General features: G+C 66.0%; 17 protein-coding genes and 1 tRNA gene. 12 read left to right on the forward strand and 6 right to left on the reverse strand.

Annotation, left to right across the window (positions count from 1 at the left end):
* Positions 1 to 3 precede the first annotated feature (3 nt).
* Positions 4 to 1473, reverse strand: a complete 1470-nt coding sequence (zwf, locus tag AQ610_RS04935) for a glucose-6-phosphate dehydrogenase (RefSeq protein WP_006025591.1) — start codon at positions 1471 to 1473, stop codon at positions 4 to 6.
* A gap of 458 nt (positions 1474 to 1931) precedes the next feature.
* Between zwf and AQ610_RS04940 the strand changes: the two genes are divergently transcribed.
* From AQ610_RS04940 to AQ610_RS04955, 4 genes are all read left to right on the forward strand, one after another.
* Entirely contained in the window at positions 1932 to 3179 is a 1248-nt protein-coding gene (locus AQ610_RS04940) for an ABC transporter substrate-binding protein (RefSeq protein ID WP_009913323.1), read from the forward strand.
* 143 nt (positions 3180 to 3322) lie between these two features.
* Positions 3323 to 4261, forward strand: a complete 939-nt coding sequence (locus AQ610_RS04945) for a carbohydrate ABC transporter permease (RefSeq protein ID WP_006025593.1) — start codon at positions 3323 to 3325, stop codon at positions 4259 to 4261.
* Complete coding sequence (locus tag AQ610_RS04950; protein ID WP_009913322.1) at positions 4251 to 5108, forward strand: carbohydrate ABC transporter permease; 858 nt, start codon at positions 4251 to 4253, stop codon at positions 5106 to 5108. The genes AQ610_RS04945 and AQ610_RS04950 overlap by 11 nt, the downstream gene beginning before the upstream one ends.
* Before the next feature lie 100 nt (positions 5109 to 5208).
* Entirely contained in the window at positions 5209 to 6327 is a 1119-nt protein-coding gene (locus AQ610_RS04955; RefSeq protein ID WP_009913321.1) for an ABC transporter ATP-binding protein, read from the forward strand.
* 203 nt (positions 6328 to 6530) lie between these two features.
* On the opposite strand, the gene AQ610_RS04960 is transcribed toward AQ610_RS04955, so the two are convergent.
* Positions 6531 to 7268 (reverse strand): Smr/MutS family protein, encoded by a 738-nt coding sequence (locus tag AQ610_RS04960; RefSeq protein WP_006025596.1) that lies wholly within the window; start codon positions 7266 to 7268, stop codon positions 6531 to 6533.
* Between the two features lie 162 nt (positions 7269 to 7430).
* Complete coding sequence (gene trxB, locus AQ610_RS04965) at positions 7431 to 8393, reverse strand: thioredoxin-disulfide reductase (protein ID WP_006025597.1); 963 nt, start codon at positions 8391 to 8393, stop codon at positions 7431 to 7433.
* A 317-nt stretch (positions 8394 to 8710) separates the two neighbouring features.
* Between trxB and AQ610_RS04970 the strand changes: the two genes are divergently transcribed.
* The 3 genes from AQ610_RS04970 (at position 8711) to AQ610_RS04980 (ending at position 13294) form a co-directional block, all read left to right on the forward strand.
* Entirely contained in the window at positions 8711 to 11017 is a 2307-nt protein-coding gene (locus AQ610_RS04970; protein ID WP_006025598.1) for a DNA translocase FtsK, read from the forward strand.
* Between the two features lie 57 nt (positions 11018 to 11074).
* Positions 11075 to 11785, forward strand: a complete 711-nt coding sequence (gene lolA / locus AQ610_RS04975) for an outer membrane lipoprotein chaperone LolA (RefSeq protein WP_006025599.1) — start codon at positions 11075 to 11077, stop codon at positions 11783 to 11785.
* A 198-nt stretch (positions 11786 to 11983) separates the two neighbouring features.
* Positions 11984 to 13294, forward strand: a complete 1311-nt coding sequence (locus tag AQ610_RS04980; RefSeq protein ID WP_006025600.1) for a replication-associated recombination protein A — start codon at positions 11984 to 11986, stop codon at positions 13292 to 13294.
* 40 nt (positions 13295 to 13334) lie between these two features.
* Here the strand turns inward: AQ610_RS04980 and AQ610_RS04985 are convergent, their stop codons facing one another.
* A complete protein-coding gene (locus AQ610_RS04985) occupies positions 13335 to 13601 on the reverse strand; it encodes a DUF2164 domain-containing protein (protein ID WP_006025601.1) in 267 nt (88 codons plus the stop codon).
* Positions 13602 to 13758: 157 nt separating this feature from the next.
* Between AQ610_RS04985 and serS the strand changes: the two genes are divergently transcribed.
* Both serS and AQ610_RS04995 read left to right on the forward strand, forming a co-directional pair.
* A complete protein-coding gene (serS, locus tag AQ610_RS04990; RefSeq protein WP_006025602.1) occupies positions 13759 to 15060 on the forward strand; it encodes a serine--tRNA ligase in 1302 nt (433 codons plus the stop codon).
* Positions 15061 to 15170: 110 nt separating this feature from the next.
* Positions 15171 to 15261: transfer RNA gene (locus AQ610_RS04995), tRNA-Ser, on the forward strand.
* A gap of 226 nt (positions 15262 to 15487) precedes the next feature.
* Here AQ610_RS04995 and AQ610_RS05000 read toward each other — a convergent pair.
* Positions 15488 to 15766 carry a hypothetical protein gene (locus tag AQ610_RS05000; RefSeq protein WP_009913315.1) on the reverse strand — a complete coding sequence of 93 codons (279 nt, stop codon included), beginning with the start codon at positions 15764 to 15766 and terminating at the stop codon, positions 15488 to 15490.
* 232 nt (positions 15767 to 15998) lie between these two features.
* Complete coding sequence (locus AQ610_RS36755; protein WP_009913313.1) at positions 15999 to 16688, reverse strand: hypothetical protein; 690 nt, start codon at positions 16686 to 16688, stop codon at positions 15999 to 16001.
* Positions 16689 to 16754: 66 nt separating this feature from the next.
* On the opposite strand from AQ610_RS36755, the gene AQ610_RS05010 reads away from it, so the two are divergent.
* The 3 genes from AQ610_RS05010 to minD all read left to right on the forward strand — a co-directional run bounded on the left by AQ610_RS05010 (position 16755) and on the right by minD (position 19056).
* Complete coding sequence (locus AQ610_RS05010; RefSeq protein WP_006025604.1) at positions 16755 to 17252, forward strand: GNAT family N-acetyltransferase; 498 nt, start codon at positions 16755 to 16757, stop codon at positions 17250 to 17252.
* Between the two features lie 153 nt (positions 17253 to 17405).
* Positions 17406 to 18182 (forward strand): septum site-determining protein MinC, encoded by a 777-nt coding sequence (gene minC / locus AQ610_RS05015; protein WP_006025605.1) that lies wholly within the window; start codon positions 17406 to 17408, stop codon positions 18180 to 18182.
* A 58-nt stretch (positions 18183 to 18240) separates the two neighbouring features.
* The gene (gene minD, locus AQ610_RS05020; protein ID WP_006025606.1) at positions 18241 to 19056 is read left to right on the forward strand and encodes a septum site-determining protein MinD; all 816 of its coding nucleotides are present in this window, start codon (positions 18241 to 18243) and stop codon (positions 19054 to 19056) included.
* Positions 19057 to 19058 lie beyond the last annotated feature (2 nt).

A 19058-nucleotide genomic window follows, 5' to 3' on the forward strand; every position in this document is an offset into this window, starting at 1 on the left:
GCATCAGTTTTCTTCTTCGAGCCAGCAGGTGCCGTGCTGCGCGAGCATCGCGCTCGCCGCGGCCGGCCCCCACGTGCCGGCTGCATACGGCTTCGGCGGCTTCAGCGAGCGCGCCCATTCGTTCAGGATCGGCTCGACCCAGCGCCATGCGGCTTCCTGCTCGTCGCGCCGCACGAAGAGGGCGAGGCGGCCGTTGATCACGTCGAGCAGCAGGCGCTGGTACGCCTCCATCTGGCCTTCCTTGAAGAACTGGTCGAACGCGAGGTCGAGGTGCACGCTCGCCAGATTCATCCCTTCGCCAGGCTGCTTCGCGAGGCAGTACAGGCGAATCGATTCGTTCGGCTGCAGCCGGATCACGAGGCGGTTCGCGCCCGCGCGCAGCGCGGTCGGCCCGAGCGCCGAGTGCGGCACCGGGCGGAAGTTGACGACGATCTCCGCGACGCGGTCGGCGAGGCGCTTGCCGGTGCGCAGGAAGAACGGCACGCCGGCCCAGCGCCAGTTCTCGATCTCGACCTTCAGCGCGACGAACGTCTCGGTCTGGCTGTCCGCTTTCACGCCGGGCTCGGTCGCGTACGCGGGCACCTGCGCGCCCTTGATCACGCCCGCGTGGTACTGGCCGCGCACCGCGACCTTGCCGATGTCGCGCGGCTCGACGGGCTTCAGCGCGCGCAGCACGCGCAGCTTCTCGTCGCGCACCGAATCGGAATCCATCGAGTGCGGCGGCTCCATCGCGACGATCGACAGGAGCTGCAGCAGGTGGTTCTGCACCATGTCGCGCAGCGCGCCGGTATTGTCGTAGAAATCGCCGCGCGCCTCGACGCCGAGCTCCTCGGCGATCGTGATCTGGATGCTCTCGACCCATTCGCGGCGCCACAGCGGCTCGAACAGCGCATTGCCGAAGCGCAGCGCGAGCAGGTTCTGCACCGGCTCCTTCCCGAGGTAATGGTCGATCCGGTAGATCTGGTCTTCGGCGAAGATCTCGCCCACCGCGTCGTTGATCGCGTTCGACGAGCGCAGGTCGTAGCCGAGCGGCTTCTCGAGCACGATCCGCGCGCCCTCGTTCAGGCCCACGGCGGCGAGCGCCTTGCAGATCGGCACGAAGAGCGACGGGCCCGTCGCGAGATAGAACACGCGGATGCCCGAGAGCTGGCCGACCGTGTCGCGCAGCAGCGCGTAGTCTTCCGCGCGGCCGAGGTCGAGCTTCACGTAGACGATGCGCTCGAGGAAGCTTCGCCAGACCGCTTCGTCGAACGCGCCGCCCGCCGCCTTCGCCGCGTGCGGCTTCACGTGCTCTTCGACCCACTGCAGGTAGCCGTCGCGGTCCGCCGCATGGCGGGCCACGGCAACGATCCTGCCGGCTTCCGACAGCATGTTCGCGCGATGCGCCTCGAAGAGCGCGGGGAGGATCTTGCGCATCGACAGATCGCCGGTGCCGCCGAAGAGAACGAAGGTGAAGCTCGAATCGGTATGCATGTGTCTCCGCCGTTTGGGGATGCCCGCGACGCGGGCCGTAGTGCGATAAAAATATTTTTGACACTGAATTGTAGTTTAACTACAATCCGCCGCAAGGGGTAGCACCCGAACGAAGAAAAGAAGCGCACGGCATGAAGAGGCGCGAACTTCGGGCGGGCCGTGCGGCGTGTGAGCCGCACGCGGCAAATGTTATCGGACATTGATGAAGCGCATGTTCGCGCGCGTCGCTGCCCCGGGTTCGAGCCATGCGGCGGCGGAACCGGATAGCCCAAAGAGGAGACGGTCGTTGAATCTCGAGTCACTCAGTTCCTGAGCCCGCGGCCGGCATCGGCCCGAACGCATCGATCATGCGTCGTTCGCGGCTCGATTTCCCGTGTCGTTCCGTAGCAAAGCCGGCTTTCGCGCATCCGCGCAGTCGAAAGCCTGACGAATCGATCCAAATCTGGAGGAGATAACTGATGAAAATTCGCGCGATCATGGGCGCGCTCGGCGCCGCAGGCCTGCTGTTCGGCGCTGCCGCGGCGCAAGCGGCAGAGAACGTCACGGTGCTGCACTGGTGGACGTCGGGCGGCGAATCGAAGGCGGTCGGCGTGCTGAAGGACGACCTGCAGAAGCAGGGCTACGTCTGGAAGGACTTCGCGGTCGCGGGCGGCGCGGGCGCCGCGGCGATGACCGCGCTGAAGACGAAGGTCATCAGCGGCGACGCGCCGTCGGCCGCGCAGATCAAGGGCCCCCTCATCCAGGAGTGGGCGGACCAGGGCGTGCTCGTGAACATCGACTCCGCCGCGGGCGACTGGAAGCAGAACCTGCCGCCCGAGATCGACAAGATCATCAAGTACAAGGGCAACACCGTCGCGGCGCCGTTCTCGGTGCACCGCGTCAACTGGCTCTACATCAACAAGGCCGCGCTCGACAAGATCGGCGCGAAGCCGCCCGCGACGTGGCCCGAATTCTTCCAGATCGCCGACAAGCTGAAGGCGGCGGGCATCCAGCCGGTCGCGATGGGCGGCCAGCCGTGGCAGGACCTGACGCTGTGGGAAGATGTCGTGCTGTCGCAAGGCGCCGACTTCTATAGGAAGGCGCTCGTCGACCTCGACCAGAAGACGCTCACGTCGGACAAGATGCTCGACGTGTTCAACACGGTCCGCAAGATCCAGGGCTACTTCGATTCGGGCCGCAACGGCCGCGACTGGAACCTGGCCACGGCGATGGTCATCAACGGCCGCGCGGGCATGCAGTTCATGGGCGACTGGGCGAAGGGCGAGTTCGAGGCGGCCGGCAAGAAGCCGGGCAAGGACTACATCTGCGCGGCGGTGCCGGGCACGGCGAATGCGTACACGTTCAACGTCGACTCGTTCGTGTTCTTCCAGCAGAAGGGCCAGAAGGCGGCGACGCCCGGCCAGATTGCGCTCGCAAAGACGATCATGACGCCCGCGTTCCAGGAGCAGTTCAGCTTGCTGAAGGGCTCGATCCCGGTGCGCCTCGGCGTGAAGATGGACAAGTTCGACGATTGCGCGAAGAAGTCCTACGCTGATGAACAGACGGCGATCAAGTCGAACGGCTACGTGCCGTCGCTCGCGCACGGCATGGCGCAGGGCGACGCGACGGCGGGCGCGATCTCCGACGTCGTGACGAAGTTCATGAACTCTCAGCAGGATGCGAAGAGCGCGGTTGCCGCGCTCGCGCGCGCCGCGAAGGTGAAGTAACGCACGGCGCGTAACGCACGGCTGCGCCGGGCGCTTCGTGCCGCAGGCGCAGCAAACGGGCCGCGAGCCGGCCCGCGCCGTACCCGCCGCCCGCGCCGGCTTCGCGCCCGCGCGCGGCGGCCTCGTTCCAGGAGTCGAAATACGTGGCTGCCCCTCTTAGCGGAAACGGAACCAGCGCGGCTGACGCGCACCGCACGTCGCCGCTGTCGGCGTTCGCCGACCGCTGGATTCCGAAACTGGTGCTCGCGCCCAGCATCGCGATCGCCTTGGTTTTCATCTACGGCTTCATCGTCGTCACCAGCTATCTGTCGCTGACGAATTCCCGGCTGCTGCCGAACTACGAGTTCGACGGCTTCGGCCGCTATTCCGACTTGTTCCAGAACGACGTCTGGTGGACGTCGGCCGCGAACCTCGGCTGGTTCGGCATCCCGTTCATCGCGATCTGCGTCGCGCTGGGCCTCTTCCTTGCAATCCTGCTCGATCAGAAGATCCGCAACGAAGGCGCGCTGCGCGCGGTGTTCCTGTATCCGATGGCGCTGTCGTTCATCGTCACGGGCACCGCGTGGCAGTGGATACTGAACCCGGGCCTCGGCCTCGAGAAGGTGATGCACGACTGGGGCTTCACGAACTTCTCGTTCGGCTGGCTCGACGATCCGGACAAGGCGATCTTCTGCGTCGTGATCGCGGCCGTCTGGCAATCGACGGGCTTCGTGATGGCGCTCTTCCTCGCCGGCCTGCGCGGCGTCGACAGCGAGATCTTCAAGGCCGCGCAGGTCGACGGCGCGACGCTGCCCACGATCTACCGCAAGATCGTGATCCCGAGCATGCGCCCGGTGTTCTTCTCGGTGCTGCTGATCCTCTGCCACATCACGATCAAGACCTTCGACCTCGTCGTCGCGCTGACGGCGGGCGGGCCGGGCACGTCGTCGTCGCTGCCCGCGATGTTCATGTACACGTATTCGTTCAACCGCGGGCAGCTCGGCGTCGGCGCGGCGTCGTCGGTGATGATGCTCGCCACCGTCGTCGCGGTGCTCGTGCCGCTCATGTATCTGGAATCGAGGAGCACCCGCAATGCAGCCTAAGATGACACTCAGTCGGGCGGTCATTTACGCGGCGCTGATCCTGTTCGCGCTGTACTTCCTGTTCCCGATCTACGTGATGCTGTCGACGTCGTTCAAGGATCTCGACCAGTTGCGCACGGGCAACCTGCTGACGCCGCCGTCGAGCTGGACGGTCGCGCCGTGGGTGAAGGCATGGGGCGAGGCGTGCACCGGCGTGCGCTGCGACGGAATGAAGCCGTTCTTCTTCAACTCGATCAAGATGGTGATCCCGGCCGTGCTGATCTCGTCGCTGATCGGCGCGTTCAACGGCTACGTGCTCACGCACTGGCGCTTTCGCGGCGCGGATGCGCTCTTCACGATGCTGCTCGTCGGCTGCTTCATCCCGTTCCAGGTGATCCTGCTGCCGATGGCGCGCCTGCAGGGCTACTTCGGGATGGCCAACACGATTCCCGGCCTCGTGTTCGTGCACGTCGTGTACGGGATCGCGTTCACGACGATGTTCTTCCGCAACTTCTACGTGAGCGTGCCGGCCGAGCTCGTGAAGGCGGCGCGCATCGACGGCGCGGGCTTCTTCACGATCTTCACGAAGATCCTGCTGCCGGTGTCGCTGCCGATCTTCATGGTGTGCCTGATCTGGCAGTTCACGCAGATCTGGAACGACTTCCTGTTCGGGATCGTGTTCTCCGGCGTCGATTCGATGCCGATCACGGTCGCGCTGAACAACCTCGTGAACACGTCGACGGGCGTGAAGGAGTACAACGTCGACATGGCGGGCGCGATCATCGCCGCGCTGCCGACGCTCGTCGTCTACGTGATCGCCGGCCGCTACTTCGTGCGCGGCCTGACGGCGGGCGCGGTCAAGGGGTGAGCGCGGCGCGCACGACGCGAACACGGGCGCCGCGCGCGGCGCAACGATACGAGACATGACGCGGCGCACGCGCGCCGCAATGAGACAGAGGATTCACAGCATGGCAAGCCTTTCCATCCGTGACGTGTACAAGACCTACCCGAACGGCGTGCCCGTCCTGAAGGGCGTCGACATCGACATCGAGGACGGTCAGTTCCTGATTCTCGTCGGCGGTTCGGGCTGCGGGAAATCGACGCTTCTCAACATGATCGCGGGCCTCGAGACCGTGACGAAGGGCGAGATCCGGATCGGCGAGAAGGTCGTCAACGATCTGTCGCCGAAGGATCGCGACATCGCGATGGTGTTCCAGTCGTACGCGCTCTATCCGTCGATGACGGTGCGCGAGAACATCTCGTTCGGCCTGAACATCCGCAAGGTGCCGAAGAACGAGCAGAAGAGCATCGTCGAGCGCGTCGCCGCGATGCTGCAGATCGAGCACCTGCTCGATCGCAAGCCGGGGCAGCTCTCGGGCGGCCAGCGGCAGCGCGTCGCGATGGGCCGCGCGCTCGCGCGCGACCCGGCGCTCTTCCTGTTCGACGAGCCGCTCTCCAACCTCGACGCGAAGCTGCGCATCGAGATGCGCGCCGAGATCAAGCTGTTGCATCAGCGCCTCGGCACGACGATCGTCTACGTGACGCATGACCAGATCGAGGCGATGACGCTGGGCGACCGGATCGCGGTGATGAAGGACGGCGTCGTCCAGCAGTTCGGCGCGCCGCAGGACATCTACGATTCGCCGTCGAATCTGTTCGTCGCGGGCTTCATCGGCGCGCCGCCGATGAACTTCATCAACGGCAAGCTCGTCGAGCAGGGCAGCGGCGTCGGCATCGAGCTCGACACGGGCGCGATGCGCGGCGTGCTGAACCTGCCGTTCGACGCGAAGCGGATGAACGGCCACGTCGGCCGCGACGTGATCCTCGGCCTGCGGCCGGAGCGGATCACCGACGCGCGGAGCGCGCACAACGGCGAGAGCTCGCGCCTGCAGCCCGTCGACGTGACGGTCGACGTGACCGAGCCGACGGGCCCCGATACGCATGTGTTCGCGCAGGTCAACGGCAAGCGGATCGTGAGCCGCGTGCATCCGGCCGCGAACCCGCAGCCGCAGCAGAAGCTGTCGCTGTTGTTCGATGTGTCGAAGGCGGTGCTGTTCGATCCGTCGACGGAGGCGCGCATCGCGTGATCGCGCGCGATCACGCGCGCGGGCGGCGGCGCTGGATCGCGGCGCGGCTCGCGCGGGCGTGACGTCGCCATTCGGCGCGCGCGGACGCGGCGATCGACCGGGATGATTCGGGCGATCCGGACGATGGTGGAATCAAGGAGGAAAAAGGGCGGCCGCCTTCGTGCGCCGCCCTTTTTGCGTCGCGTGTCGCGTGCGAGTTGAGGCTAGGCCGGCTGCAGCAGCACGAGCACGGCGCCCGCCCCGCCGTCATGGCCGCGCGCCTGACAGAACGCGATCACCTCATCCTTCTGCACGAGCCACGCGCGCACCTTGCCCTTGAGCACCGGCTCCTTGCCGATCGAGCCGAGCCCCTTGCCGTGGATCACGCGCAGGCAGCGCAGGCCTTTCTTGCCCGATTCGCGGATGAATTCGGCGAGCGCCTCGCGCGCCTCGTCGCGCCGCATTCCGTGCAGATCGAGCTGCGCCTGGACGATCCATGCGCCGCTTCTGAGCTTGCGCACGACGTCGCGGCTCACGCCGGGGCGGTGGTAGTACAGCGTCTCGTCGGTATCGAGCAGCGTCTCGGGATCGAATTCGTCGGACAAGGTCTCGGACAGCACCGCCTCCTCGTCCTGCTGCGTGTGCTTCGGCACGGGCGCGGGCGCCGGGCGGCCGCCCGCGGCGCGCGGCGGCGCCGCGAGCGGCGTGATCGCGCCGATCTCGCGGCGAAAGAGGTCGGCGTCGGCGTTGGCCTGACGGGCCGCCTGCTTCGCCTGCACCGCTTCGCGCGTGCGGCGCTCGGATTCGCCGGCGAGGGTGGCGCGCAGCGCGTCGAGCCCGGCGAGGCCCTGGCCGCGCAGCGCGGCGGGCGCGGGAGGCGGGCTTGCGGGCGCGGGCGCCGGCTCGCGGGCGGCGGCTTGCCGCTTCGCGGGGTCGCTCGGATGAGGCTGGTTCTTCGCCATGATGAATCGGATACGAAAAGGGCGGGCGCGCCGACGCTGCGGTTCGGCCCGACGGACGTGAGAAAGCCGCTGCGCGGGGCACAGCGGCTGCGGTGTGTCAGACCCGTCAGTCAGACCCGTCAGGCGGCGCGCGGCGACGCCATTGTAGCGCCGCGCCGCTTCTTACTTGTGGTCGTGCAGGCTTTCGAGATAGCGCTGCGCGTCGAGCGCCGCCATGCAGCCTGTGCCCGCGCTCGTGATCGCCTGGCGGTAGATGTGGTCCTGCACGTCGCCCGCCGCGAACACGCCCGGCACGCTCGTGCCCGTCGCGTTGCCCGACAGGCCGCTGTTCGTGATGATGTAGCCGTCCTTCATCTCGAGCTGGCCCTTGAAGATGTCGGTGTTCGGCTTGTGGCCGATCGCGATGAAGAGGCCCTGCACCGCGACGTCCTCGGTCGCGCCCGTCGCCACGTGCTTGATGCGCACGCCCGAGACGCCCGAATCGTCGCCCGTCACCTCGTCGAGCACGTGGTTCCACTTGATCTCGACGGCGCCTTCCTTTTCCTTTTCGAGGAGACGATCGACGAGGATCGGCTCCGCGCGGAACTTGTCGCGGCGGTGGATCACCGTGACCTTCTTCGCGATGCCCGTCAGGTAGAGCGCTTCCTCGACGGCCGTGTTGCCGCCGCCGACCACCGCGACGTTCTGGCCGCGATAGAAGAAGCCGTCGCAGGTCGCGCACGCCGACACGCCGCGGCCCATGAACGCCTCTTCCGACGGCAGGCCGAGGTATTGCGCGGACGCGCCCGTCGCGATGACGAGCGAGTCGCACGTGTATTCGCCCGCGTCGCCGACGAGGCGGATCGGCTTCTCGTGCAGCTTCGCCGTGTGGATGTGGTCGAACACGATCTCGGTGTTGAAGCGCTGCGCGTGCGCGAGAAAGCGCTGCATCAGTTCGGGGCCCTGCACGCCGTCCGCGTCGGCCGGCCAATTCTCGACGTCGGTCGTCGTCATCAGTTGGCCGCCTTGCGCGATGCCCGTGATCAGGAGGGGCGACAGGTTCGCGCGGGCCGCGTAGACGGCCGCCGTGTAGCCGGCGGGGCCGGAACCGAGAATCAGGACTTTCGCGTGTTTGGGCGTGGACATGAGCAGGATCCGTAAAAAGCGGCCGGCCGGGCGGACGATGCTGCCGGGCGGCCCGTTGCGAGCGGGATACCGTCGCAGATGGGTGCAAAGCCCGCATTATAAAGGGCTGCCTGCTGCGCCGCCGAATGGACTTTTCAATCGGCGCGATAGCGTCGCGCGGCGCGGTTGTGGCGGCGCGCGCACATTTCGGCGCGACTCGGCCCGCGCGTTACCGTCATTTACACTTGGCGCGGCGGCGCAGCGTTTACAATAGATCGGATCGAACGATCGGCGGTCCTGCCGCGCGCAGCCGCCTCATCGCCCCTTTTGACGGATTCATGGCAAAAGCACCTTATACCGCTCAGGCCCAGGCACTGCCGCACCGGATGTCGCGCCTGCTGACCGAGATCCGCTGGATTCTCCAGGTCGCGCTGCTCGCCTTCCTGCTGATGGCGCTTCTGAGCTACAGCCGGCGCGATCCGAGCTGGACGCACGCCGCGCAGGTCGACCACATCGCGAACTGGGCAGGGCGCGTCGGCGCGTGGACGGCCGACATCATGCTGCTCCTCTTCGGCCTCTCCGCGTATTGGCTCATCGTGCTGCTCGGCCGGCGCGTCGCCGCGAACTATCGCCGCATCACCCGGCACGACGCGCTGCCCGACGAGCCGGAAAAGCCGGCCGGCTGGCTCGCCGAAGGCTTCGCGTTCGTGCTCGTGCTGCTCGCGAGCGACGGCATCGAGGCGTTGCGGATGTGGTCGCTGAAAGTGCAGCTGCCGCGCGCGCCGGGCGGCGTCGTCGGCGAGGCGGTCGCGCGCGGCGTGTCGCACGCGTTCGGCTTCACGGGCGGCACGCTCGCGCTCCTGATCGCGCTCGCGATCGGGCTGTCGCTGTATTTCCGCTTTTCGTGGCTGTCGGTCGCCGAGCGCGTCGGCGACGCGATCATCAACGCGTTCACGCTCGCGAAGCTGCGCCGCGAGGCCGAGCGCGACCGCAAGCTCGGCGAGGCCGCGGCCGTCAAGCGCGAAGGCAAGGTCGAGGAGGAGCGCGTGCGCATCGAGGAGCACGAGCCCGTCACGATCGTGCCGCCCGTCGTCACGCCCGCGAAATCCGAGCGCGCCGAGAAGGAGCGCCAGCAGCCGCTCTTCACCGATCTGCCCGGCGATTCGACGCTGCCCGCGATCTCGCTGCTCGATCCCGCGCCGGCGTCGCAGGAGACGATCTCCGCGGACACGCTCGAATTCACGTCGCGCCTGATCGAGAAGAAGCTGAAGGATTTCGGCGTCGAGGTGAGCGTCGCCGCCGCGTACCCGGGCCCCGTCGTCACGCGCTACGAGATCGAGCCCGCGACGGGCGTGAAGGGCAGCCAGATCGTCAATCTGTCGAAGGATCTCGCGCGCTCGCTGTCGCTCGTGTCGATCCGCGTCGTCGAGACGATTCCCGGCAAGAACTGCATGGCGCTCGAATTGCCGAACCAGCGCCGCCAGACGGTGCGGCTGTCCGAGATCCTCGGCTCCGAGGTCTACGCGGACGCGCCGTCGATGCTCACGCTCGGCCTCGGCAAGGACATCGGCGGCAAGCCGGTGTGCGCGGATCTCGCGAAGATGCCGCACCTGCTCGTCGCCGGCACGACGGGTTCGGGCAAGTCGGTCGGGATCAACGCGATGATCCTGTCGCTGCTCTACAAGGCGAGCCCCGAGCAGGTGCGTCTGATCCTGATCGATCCGAAGATGCTCGAAATGAGCGTCTACGAAGGCATTGCGCATCTGCTGTGTCCGGTCGTCACCGACATGCGCCAGGCGGGCCACGCGCTGAACTGGACCGTCGCCGAGATGGAGCGCCGCTACAAGCTGATGAGCAAGCTCGGCGTGCGCAATCTCGCCGGCTACAACAACAAGATCGAAGACGCGAAGAAGCGCGAGGAGAAGATCCCGAATCCGTTCAGCCTGACGCCGGACGATCCGGAGCCGCTCGGCCGGCTGCCGAACATCGTCGTCGTGATCGACGAGCTCGCCGATCTGATGATGGTCGTCGGCAAGAAGGTCGAGGAGCTGATCGCGCGAATCGCGCAGAAGGCGCGTGCGGCGGGCATCCATCTGATTCTCGCGACGCAGCGTCCGTCCGTCGACGTGATCACGGGCCTCATCAAGGCGAACGTGCCGACGCGGATCGCGTTCCAGGTGTCGTCGAAGATCGATTCGCGCACGATCCTCGACCAGATGGGCGCCGAATCGCTGCTCGGCCAGGGCGACATGCTGTACCTGCCGCCCGGCACCGGGCTGCCCGTGCGCGTGCACGGCGCGTTCGTGTCGGATGACGAGGTGCACCGCGTCGTCGAGAAGCTGAAGGAGCACGGCGAGCCGAACTACATCGAGGGCCTCCTCGAAGGCGGTACGGTCGACGGCGACGAAGGCTCGGCCGCGGGAACGGGCGACGCGAACGGCGAGTCTGATCCGCTGTACGACCAGGCGGTCGAGATCGTCATCAAGAACCGGCGCGCGTCGATCTCGCTCGTGCAGCGCCACCTGCGCATCGGCTACAACCGCGCGGCGCGGCTGCTCGAGCAAATGGAGCAGTCGGGGCTCGTGTCAGCGATGTCGTCGAGCGGGAATCGCGAAATCCTCACCCCCGCGCGCGACGCGGAGTGAATCCGCGCCGGCGCGCCTGCCGAACGCGCGCCGGCCCTCTACGGAGAAAACCACAGCATGCAGCATCAGTCGTTGGCAGTTCATACCGGTTCGGGTTCCGCGCCGAAGCGCGGGTTCGCGCGCACGCTGCGCGCCGCGCTCGCGGGCGCCGCGCTCGCGCTCGTCGCGTCGCGCGCATTCGCGAGCGGCACCGAGCAACTGAAGGCGTTCGTCGCGAAGGTTCACGCGGCGAGGGGCGACTTCACGCAGCAGATCGTCAAGGCGCCGTCGAAGGCGGCGAGCGGCGCGGTGCCGACCGTGAAGCCCACTGACAATTCGAGCGGCAGCTTCGTGTTCTCGCGGCCCGGCAAGTTCATCTGGACGTATCAGAAGCCGTACCAGCAGGTGCTGCAGGCCGACGGCGACAAGCTCTACGTGTACGACAAGGATCTGAACCAGGTCACCGAGCGCAAGCTCGCGGGCGCGCTCGGCGCGAGCCCCGCCGCGATCCTGTTCGGCAGCAACGATCTCGAGAAGAACTACACGCTGCGCGACGCGGGCGAGAAGGGCGGGATCGACTGGCTCGAAATGGTGCCGAAGGCGCAGGACACGCAGTTCCAGCGGATCGGCATCGGCTTCAGGAACGGCATGCTCGCCGCGATGGAGTTGCATGACGTGTTCGGCAACGTGACGCTGCTCACGTTCACGAACATTCAGACGAATCCGCCGCTCAAGGCCGATCAGTTCAGGTTCGTCGTGCCGAAGGGCGCGGACGTCGTTACCGGCTGAGCGCGGCGGCCGCATCGATTCGCGACCGGGCCCGCCAGCGATGGCGGGCCCGATTCGTTTCTTCGGCGCGGCGCCGCCTCGAGAGCCGGCAGTCGCGCCGCTGTCCGGCGCGCCGTGGCGTTGCGCCGCGCGGCTGTCATAATGTCCGGTCCGGCGGCGCATGCGTGCCGCCATCGTTTTTCGTGGGAGCCAAGGTCCATGTCCGACCTGTTTGCAGTCGAACCGCGCCGGCCGCTCGCCGAGGCGCTGCGCCCGAAGACGCTCGCCGACGTGATCGGGCAGACGCATCTTCTCGGCGAAGGCAAGCCGCTCAAGCTCGCGTTCGAATCGGGCAAGCCGCATTCGATGATCCTCTGGGGGCCGCCCGGCGTCGGCAAGACGACGCTCGCGCGCCTGACCGCGCTCGCGTTCGATTGCGAGTTCATTGCGCTTTCGGCGGTGCTGGGCGGCGTGAAGGACATCCGCGAGGCGATGGAGCAGGCGCGCGATACGCTGAACCGCACCGGCCGCCACACGATCCTGTTCGTCGACGAAATCCACCGCTTCAACAAGGCGCAGCAGGACGCGCTGCTGCCGTTCGTCGAATCGGGGCTTGTCACGTTCATCGGCGCCACCACCGAGAATCCGAGCTTCGAGGTGAATTCGGCGCTGCTGTCGCGCGCGCAGGTGTACGTGCTGAAGTCGCTCGCGGAAGACGAGTTGCGCCAGTTGCTCAAGCGCGCGCAGGACACGGCGCTCGACGGGCTCGCGTTCGACGGCAAGGCGGTCGACACGCTCGTCGGCTACGCGGACGGCGACGCGCGGCGTTTTCTGAATCTGCTCGAGCAGGCGCAGACGGCGGCGACGTCCGCGGGCGTGACGACGATCGACGCGGCGTTCGTCGAGAGCGCGATGACGATGAACGCGCGCCGCTTCGACAAGGGCGGCGACAATTTCTACGACCAGATCTCCGCGCTGCACAAGTCGGTGCGCGGCTCGAGCCCGGACGGCGCGCTGTATTGGCTGTGCCGGATGCTCGACGGCGGCGCGGACCCGAAATACCTCGCGCGGCGCGTCGTGCGCATGGCGTGGGAAGACATCGGCCTGGCCGATCCGCGCGCGATGCAGATCGCGAACGATGCGGCGCAGACCTACGAGCGGCTCGGCTCGCCGGAAGGCGAGCTCGCGCTCGCGCAGGCGGTGCTCTACCTCGCGTGCGCGGCGAAGAGCAACGCCGGCTACAACGCGTACAACGAGGCGATGGCGTTCGTGCGGCAGGACAAGTCGCGCGAGGTGCCGGTGCATCTGCGCAACGCGCCGACGAAGCTGATGAAGGAGCTCGGCTACGGCCACGCGTACCGCTACGCGCACGACGAGCCGAACGCATACGCGGCGGGCGAGACATACTTGCCGGACGGCATGCGCGAGCCGCGCTGGTACAAGCCGGTGCCGCGCGGGCTCGAGACGAAGATCGCCGACAAGCTCGCCTGGCTGCGCGAGCTCGACCGCGAAGCGGGCAAGAAGGACTAGCGAAGCCGGCGCGGGCGGCGGCGGTCGTCCGTCGGCTGCTTCAGCGTTTGCGCGCCGGCTGCTTCTTCCAGTAGTCGAACGGCTCCTGATGGCAGTCGATGTCGAGTTCGGCGACGCGCGTGTGCAGGCTCGACTGCGCGTCGGCGATCGCGAGGTTGTAGATCGCCGGGCCGATTTCCTCGACGAAGAAATTCAGCAGCGCGCCGGCCTGGATATTGCCGATCGGCTCCTCCAGGTTTTCGGTGAAATAGCGTTGCAGCGACGCGATTGCGCGATCGCGCACGTCCTTGTCCAATTCGATGGCCATCGATTCTCCTGTGAAGCGGATGTGGACCGGCGCGCATGCCGGCAACGCGATACTGCCACGGACGCCCGGTTTGCGACACCGGCCGTTTAGCCGACGCCGTGGCGGACGCGCGGTGCGTTAGAATTCCCCTCTTACACAACGATTTTCCTGTTCTCCCATGCTCGACATCCAGTTGCTGCGCAAAGACCTCGACGGCGTCGCGAAACGCCTCGCCGATCGCGGCTACACCCTCGACGTCGCCGCGTTTTCCGCGCTCGAAGCGGAACGCCGGGCGATCCAGACCCGCACCGAAGAACTGCAGGCGCGCCGCAACAGCCTGTCGAAGCAGATCGGCGCGATGAAGGGGCGGGGCGAGGACACGACGGCGGTGATGGCCGAAGTGGGCGGCATCGGCGACGAGATGAAGGCATCGGCGGTGAAGCTCGACGAGATCCAGGCGCGCGTGTCCGACCTGATGCTGCAGATGCCGAATCTGGCGCACGAGAGCGTGCCAGTCGGTAGCGACGAGACGGAGAATGTCGAAGTGCGCCGCTGGGGCACGCCGCGCCAGTTCGATTTCGACGTGAAGGACCACGTCGACGTCGGCACGCCGCTCGGCCTCGATTTCGAGACGGGCGCGAAGCTGTCGGGCGCGCGCTTCACGGTGCTGCGCGGCCCGATCGCGCGCCTGCATCGCGCGCTCGCGCAGTTCATGCTGGATACGCACACGCTGCAGCATGGTTACAGCGAGACGTATACGCCTTACATCGTGAATCCGGACGTGCTGTACGGCACGGGCCAGTTGCCGAAGTTCGCGGAGGACATGTTCCGCGTCGAGAAGGGCGGCGCGGAGAACACGGTGACGCAATACCTGATCTCGACATCGGAGATCTCGCTGACGAACACCGTGCGCGATTCGATCGTCGAGGCGTCAGCGCTGCCGATCAAGCTGACCGCGCATTCGCCGTGCTTTCGCTCGGAAGCGGGCTCGTACGGCCGCGACACGCGCGGGATGATTCGCCAGCACCAGTTCGACAAGGTCGAGATGGTGCAGATCGTCACGCCGGAAGCGTCGTACGCGGCGCTCGACGAGATGGTCGGCCATGCTGAGGCGATCCTGCAGAAGCTCGAACTGCCTTACCGCGTGATCACGCTGTGCACGGGCGACATGGGCTTCTCGGCGGCGAAGACGTTCGACCTCGAGGTATGGCTGCCCGCGCAGAACACGTATCGGGAGATCTCGAGCTGCTCGAACACCGAATCGTTCCAGGCGCGCCGGATGCAGGCACGGTTCCGCAACGCGCAGGGCAAGCCGGAACTCGTGCATACGCTGAATGGCTCGGGGCTCGCGGTCGGCCGTACGCTCGTCGCGGTGCTGGAGAACTACCAGAACGCCGACGGCTCGGTGACGGTGCCCGTTGCGCTGCGCTCGTACATGGGCGGCGTCGAGCGGATCGACGCGCCGTCGAGCGCGGCCTGAACGGGCGTCCGAGCGGCTTCGAAAAGTTTTTGAAGAAAAAACTTGGAAGTCCGCGAAGAGTTGTTCTATAATCTTCGCTTCGCCGGGCTGACCTGCCGGTGAGCGAAAAAGGAAAGGTGGCAGAGAGGTCGAATGCGCCGGACTCGAAATCCGGTATACGGTTATACCGTATCGTGGGTTCGAATCCCACCCTTTCCGCCAGATACACAGGAAACCCCCGCAACGCCAAAAGGCTTGCGGGGGTTTTTCTATTGCGTCACGGGAATCGTGGCTGAGCGGCGCATCAACAATCCGTTCCGATCGGGCAATGTGGTTGCACGCCGTGAGCGGTCAACGTCGATGATGCGCTCGGCTTGTTCCGCGCGCCGCGCCAATCGGCGCCCTGGTGCCGTTCAGAGGCCAATGTGCCCGGTTTCTTGTCGCGCGCTCAGCCAAAACGCTTGTTTGCGGGAAGGAGCGTTTGCCCGCTATCCGTCACCTTGTCGTCGTAGATCACGATATTACTGGTGCTCAGCACATAGTACGGCGTCGCCGACCCGCCCAGCTGCACATAGATGACGTAGCCACGTAGGTCGGTGCGATTCCAGGAATCGCTGGCTCCGGGCGCCATCTTGAACGGCTTGGTGCTGGTGTCTACGTCCGTTTCCCAGTGATTGATCGACACTTCAACCGTGTTCGATGCGCTGTTTTTGACGCTTATCGCCATGATTTCACCTCGGTCTATCAGTCTGTTTTAGCCGGATTCCCATAACGAAATTTCTCTTTCTGAAATTCGTTAAAGGATTGGGTCAATCGAAATGCGCGGGTAATGGCAGATCGACTGCAAACAATAATAAATTAATCGACCCGAGACTAAACGCCCAGATTTGGTAGGCATGCCGGCAATTGAAAAAGGGGTTGCGAAATCGGACCGATGCCATTGCCGTTTATAGTTCGACTCAATGCCGGAATCTGAAAAATCGTCTCGAATCTTTGAAGTTTAAGACACGACGGAACGTTGACGTTCGTCGTCGGCATGTGTGCATGTCGAGCAGACACGAGAGCCGAGTGGAGATCGTCGTGCGTCGCCGGCGCATCGGGAGGGTGTTTCGGTAATCGTTGTCGGACAGATATGCCTGCGCCAACGAGGCGGCGGCATATTGATCGGGGGGATCGATTATTGGGATGATTTGATCCTCGGATCGGCGTGAGATTTTTTCGGCGGTGCGGAGTGCGCCTCGATGAAGGTATTGGACGATGGGAGATGCGGGAGCGCCGTGACCGAAGCGAATGAATCGAGGTGCGCGGGTGGACACGTTCGACCGCTCGATCGATGTCGAAAGACGCGGCTCGGGCCGGGGCAAGACGGTAGCCGCCGCCGATGCGCGCACAGGTTTTCCCGACTCGCTCCGATCGAACGGACTGCATAAGAACTGAACGGCGCGACCAATCGGAGCCATGCGCGCACGACGTGCGAGGCGAACGCGTCGACTGATCAAACCCATGACGTTGATGCCCGTTTTCGCGCGGCACGTCCCGTCGACCGACCGCCGCATATTGCTGCGCTGCCGCATAAGCGCGAAATTGCGCTCGATATCGCGTTTATCGACGACATTTCGCAGCCATTCAAAAATTACGATTTGACTCATGCCCCGCTTTCGGTTGAAGCTAACGGCTTGCTGTCCGAAGGGGGCTGTGCCTGCATGAGTTCGACCTTGACTGTTCGTCGTATTGCCGCGGATCAGGGCGGCGTGTATCGCGAACTGCGCGCGGCCTCGCTGCGCGAGCCCTATGCGAGCGGCGAGACGCCGGAAGCCGAACTGGCCGTCGACGCCGCGCGAGCGGCCGCGATCGCGCAGCAGCGCGCGGCGTCCGATGAATCGACCACGTTCGTGCTGTACACCGAAGGCCATCCGGCCGGCATGATCGGCGCGTATTTCGACAGTACGCCCGCGCGCCGCGCGTTCGTGAGCGAGCTGTGGGTCGCGCATGCGGTCCGTCATCTGCGCGGCGGCGTGCTGCTCGTCAACACGGCGCGCGCGTGGCTCGCCACACGCGGCGCCGGCGAGATCTACGCGTGGATCGCCGACCAGAACCGCAGCGCGATCCGTTTCTATGAGCACGTCGGTTTCGCCGACACCGGCGAGCGTGCGCCGATCACCCGCGTGCCGGGTGCGATGAAGTCGCTGTTCGTCTGGCGCGAGCACGCGTAAGCGGCGTGCGAACCGGTCCCGGACCTTCCTTGCCGCGCCCGGACGGGGTGCCGCGGGCAGGCTGGCCGCCGCGCGCGCATTCGGCGCGCCCGAAAATGATGGCCCCGGGCGCGGACGCCTGTAAAATACGCAAAATTTTTTTGCAGAACGTCCATGTCGCTTAAAAAATCGCCATTCTTCGAACTGCGCAGCGGCTCGGTCGACACGTTGCTGTTCATCGTGAAAACCGCCGACCTCGATGCGTTGCGCGCCGAGTTGGTCAAGCGTTTCGAAGCGACTCCCGAATTCTTTGCGGATGACGTCGTCGCGATCGACGTGCGCCGGCTCGCGGATAACGAGCGCGTGCCGCTCGACGACATCCGCGGGATGCTGAGCGACGTGCGGATGCGCGCGATCGGCGTCGTCGCGCAACCGGGGCAGCACGCGTGGGCGGCGGGCGCGGGTCTGCCGCTGCTCGAGGCGCGCGACCGGCGCGCGCCGGCGCCGAAGGCGGAGGACGACGCGCCCGCGCAGCAGGCGGAGCCGCCCACGCCGGCCGGCGCCGACGCGGGCGAGCCGCCGGCCGTGTCCGCCGCGCCCGCTGTCGCGGCGCAGTCGGCGACGCTCGTCATCGACAAGCCGCTGCGCTCAGGACAACAGATTTACGCGAAGGGAGATCTCGTGGTGCTCGGCCCGGTCAGTTACGGCGCCGAGGTCATCGCGGAAGGCAACATCCACATCTACGCGCCGTTGCGCGGCCGCGCGCTCGCGGGCGTGCACGGCAATCACGACGCGCGCATCTTCTGCACGTGTCTCGAACCGGAACTGATCTCGATCGCGGGCATCTATCGGACCACCGAGAACCCGCTGCCGGCCGACGTGCTCGGCAAGTCGGTGCAGATCCGGCTGGAACAGGAAAAACTGATGATCGAACCGCTGCGTCTCACGTGATACGCGTGGCGCGACAAACGGGTCGGTCGGTCCTCATTGACGAACACAGGGTAGGTAAATGGCAAAAATCATCGTGGTGACTTCGGGCAAGGGCGGCGTGGGCAAGACGACGACGAGCGCGAGCTTTGCTTCCGGTCTCGCGCTGCGCGGCCACAAGACGGCCGTGATCGATTTCGACGTCGGTTTGCGCAATCTCGACCTCATCATGGGCTGCGAGCGCCGCGTCGTGTACGACCTCGTCAACGTGATCCAGGGCGAAGCGAACCTGAACCAGGCGCTCATCAAGGACAAGAAGTGCGAGAACCTGTACATCCTGCCCGCGTCGCAGACGCGCGACAAGGAAGCGCTGACGCGCGAGGGCGTCGAGAAGGTCATCAATGACCTGATCGGGATGGACTTCGAATTCATCATCTGCGATTCGCCAGCGGGCATTGAGTCGGGCGCGCTGCACGCGATGTACTTCGCGGACGAGGCGCTCGTCGTGACGAACCCGGAAGTGTCGTCGGTGCGCGATTCGGACCGCATCCTCGGCATCCTGTCGTCGAAGACGAAGCGCGCGTCGGAAGGCAAGGATCCGATCAAGGAGCACCTGCTCATCACCCGCTACAACCCGAAACGCGTGACCGAAGGCGAGATGCTGTCGCTCGACGACATCAGCGAGATCCTGCGCATCAAGCTGATCGGCGTCGTGCCGGAGTCCGAAGCGGTGCTGCACGCGTCCAACCAGGGCCTGCCCGCCGTCCACCTCGACGGCACCGACGTCGCGGAGGCGTACAAGGACATCGTGTCGCGCTTCCTCGGCGAGGACAAGCCGCTGCGTTTCACCGACTATCAGAAGCCGGGCCTGCTGCAGCGCCTCTTCGGCTCCAAGTAACG

This window comes from Burkholderia humptydooensis (assembly GCF_001513745.1).
Classification (GTDB): Bacteria; Pseudomonadota; Gammaproteobacteria; order Burkholderiales; family Burkholderiaceae; genus Burkholderia; species Burkholderia humptydooensis.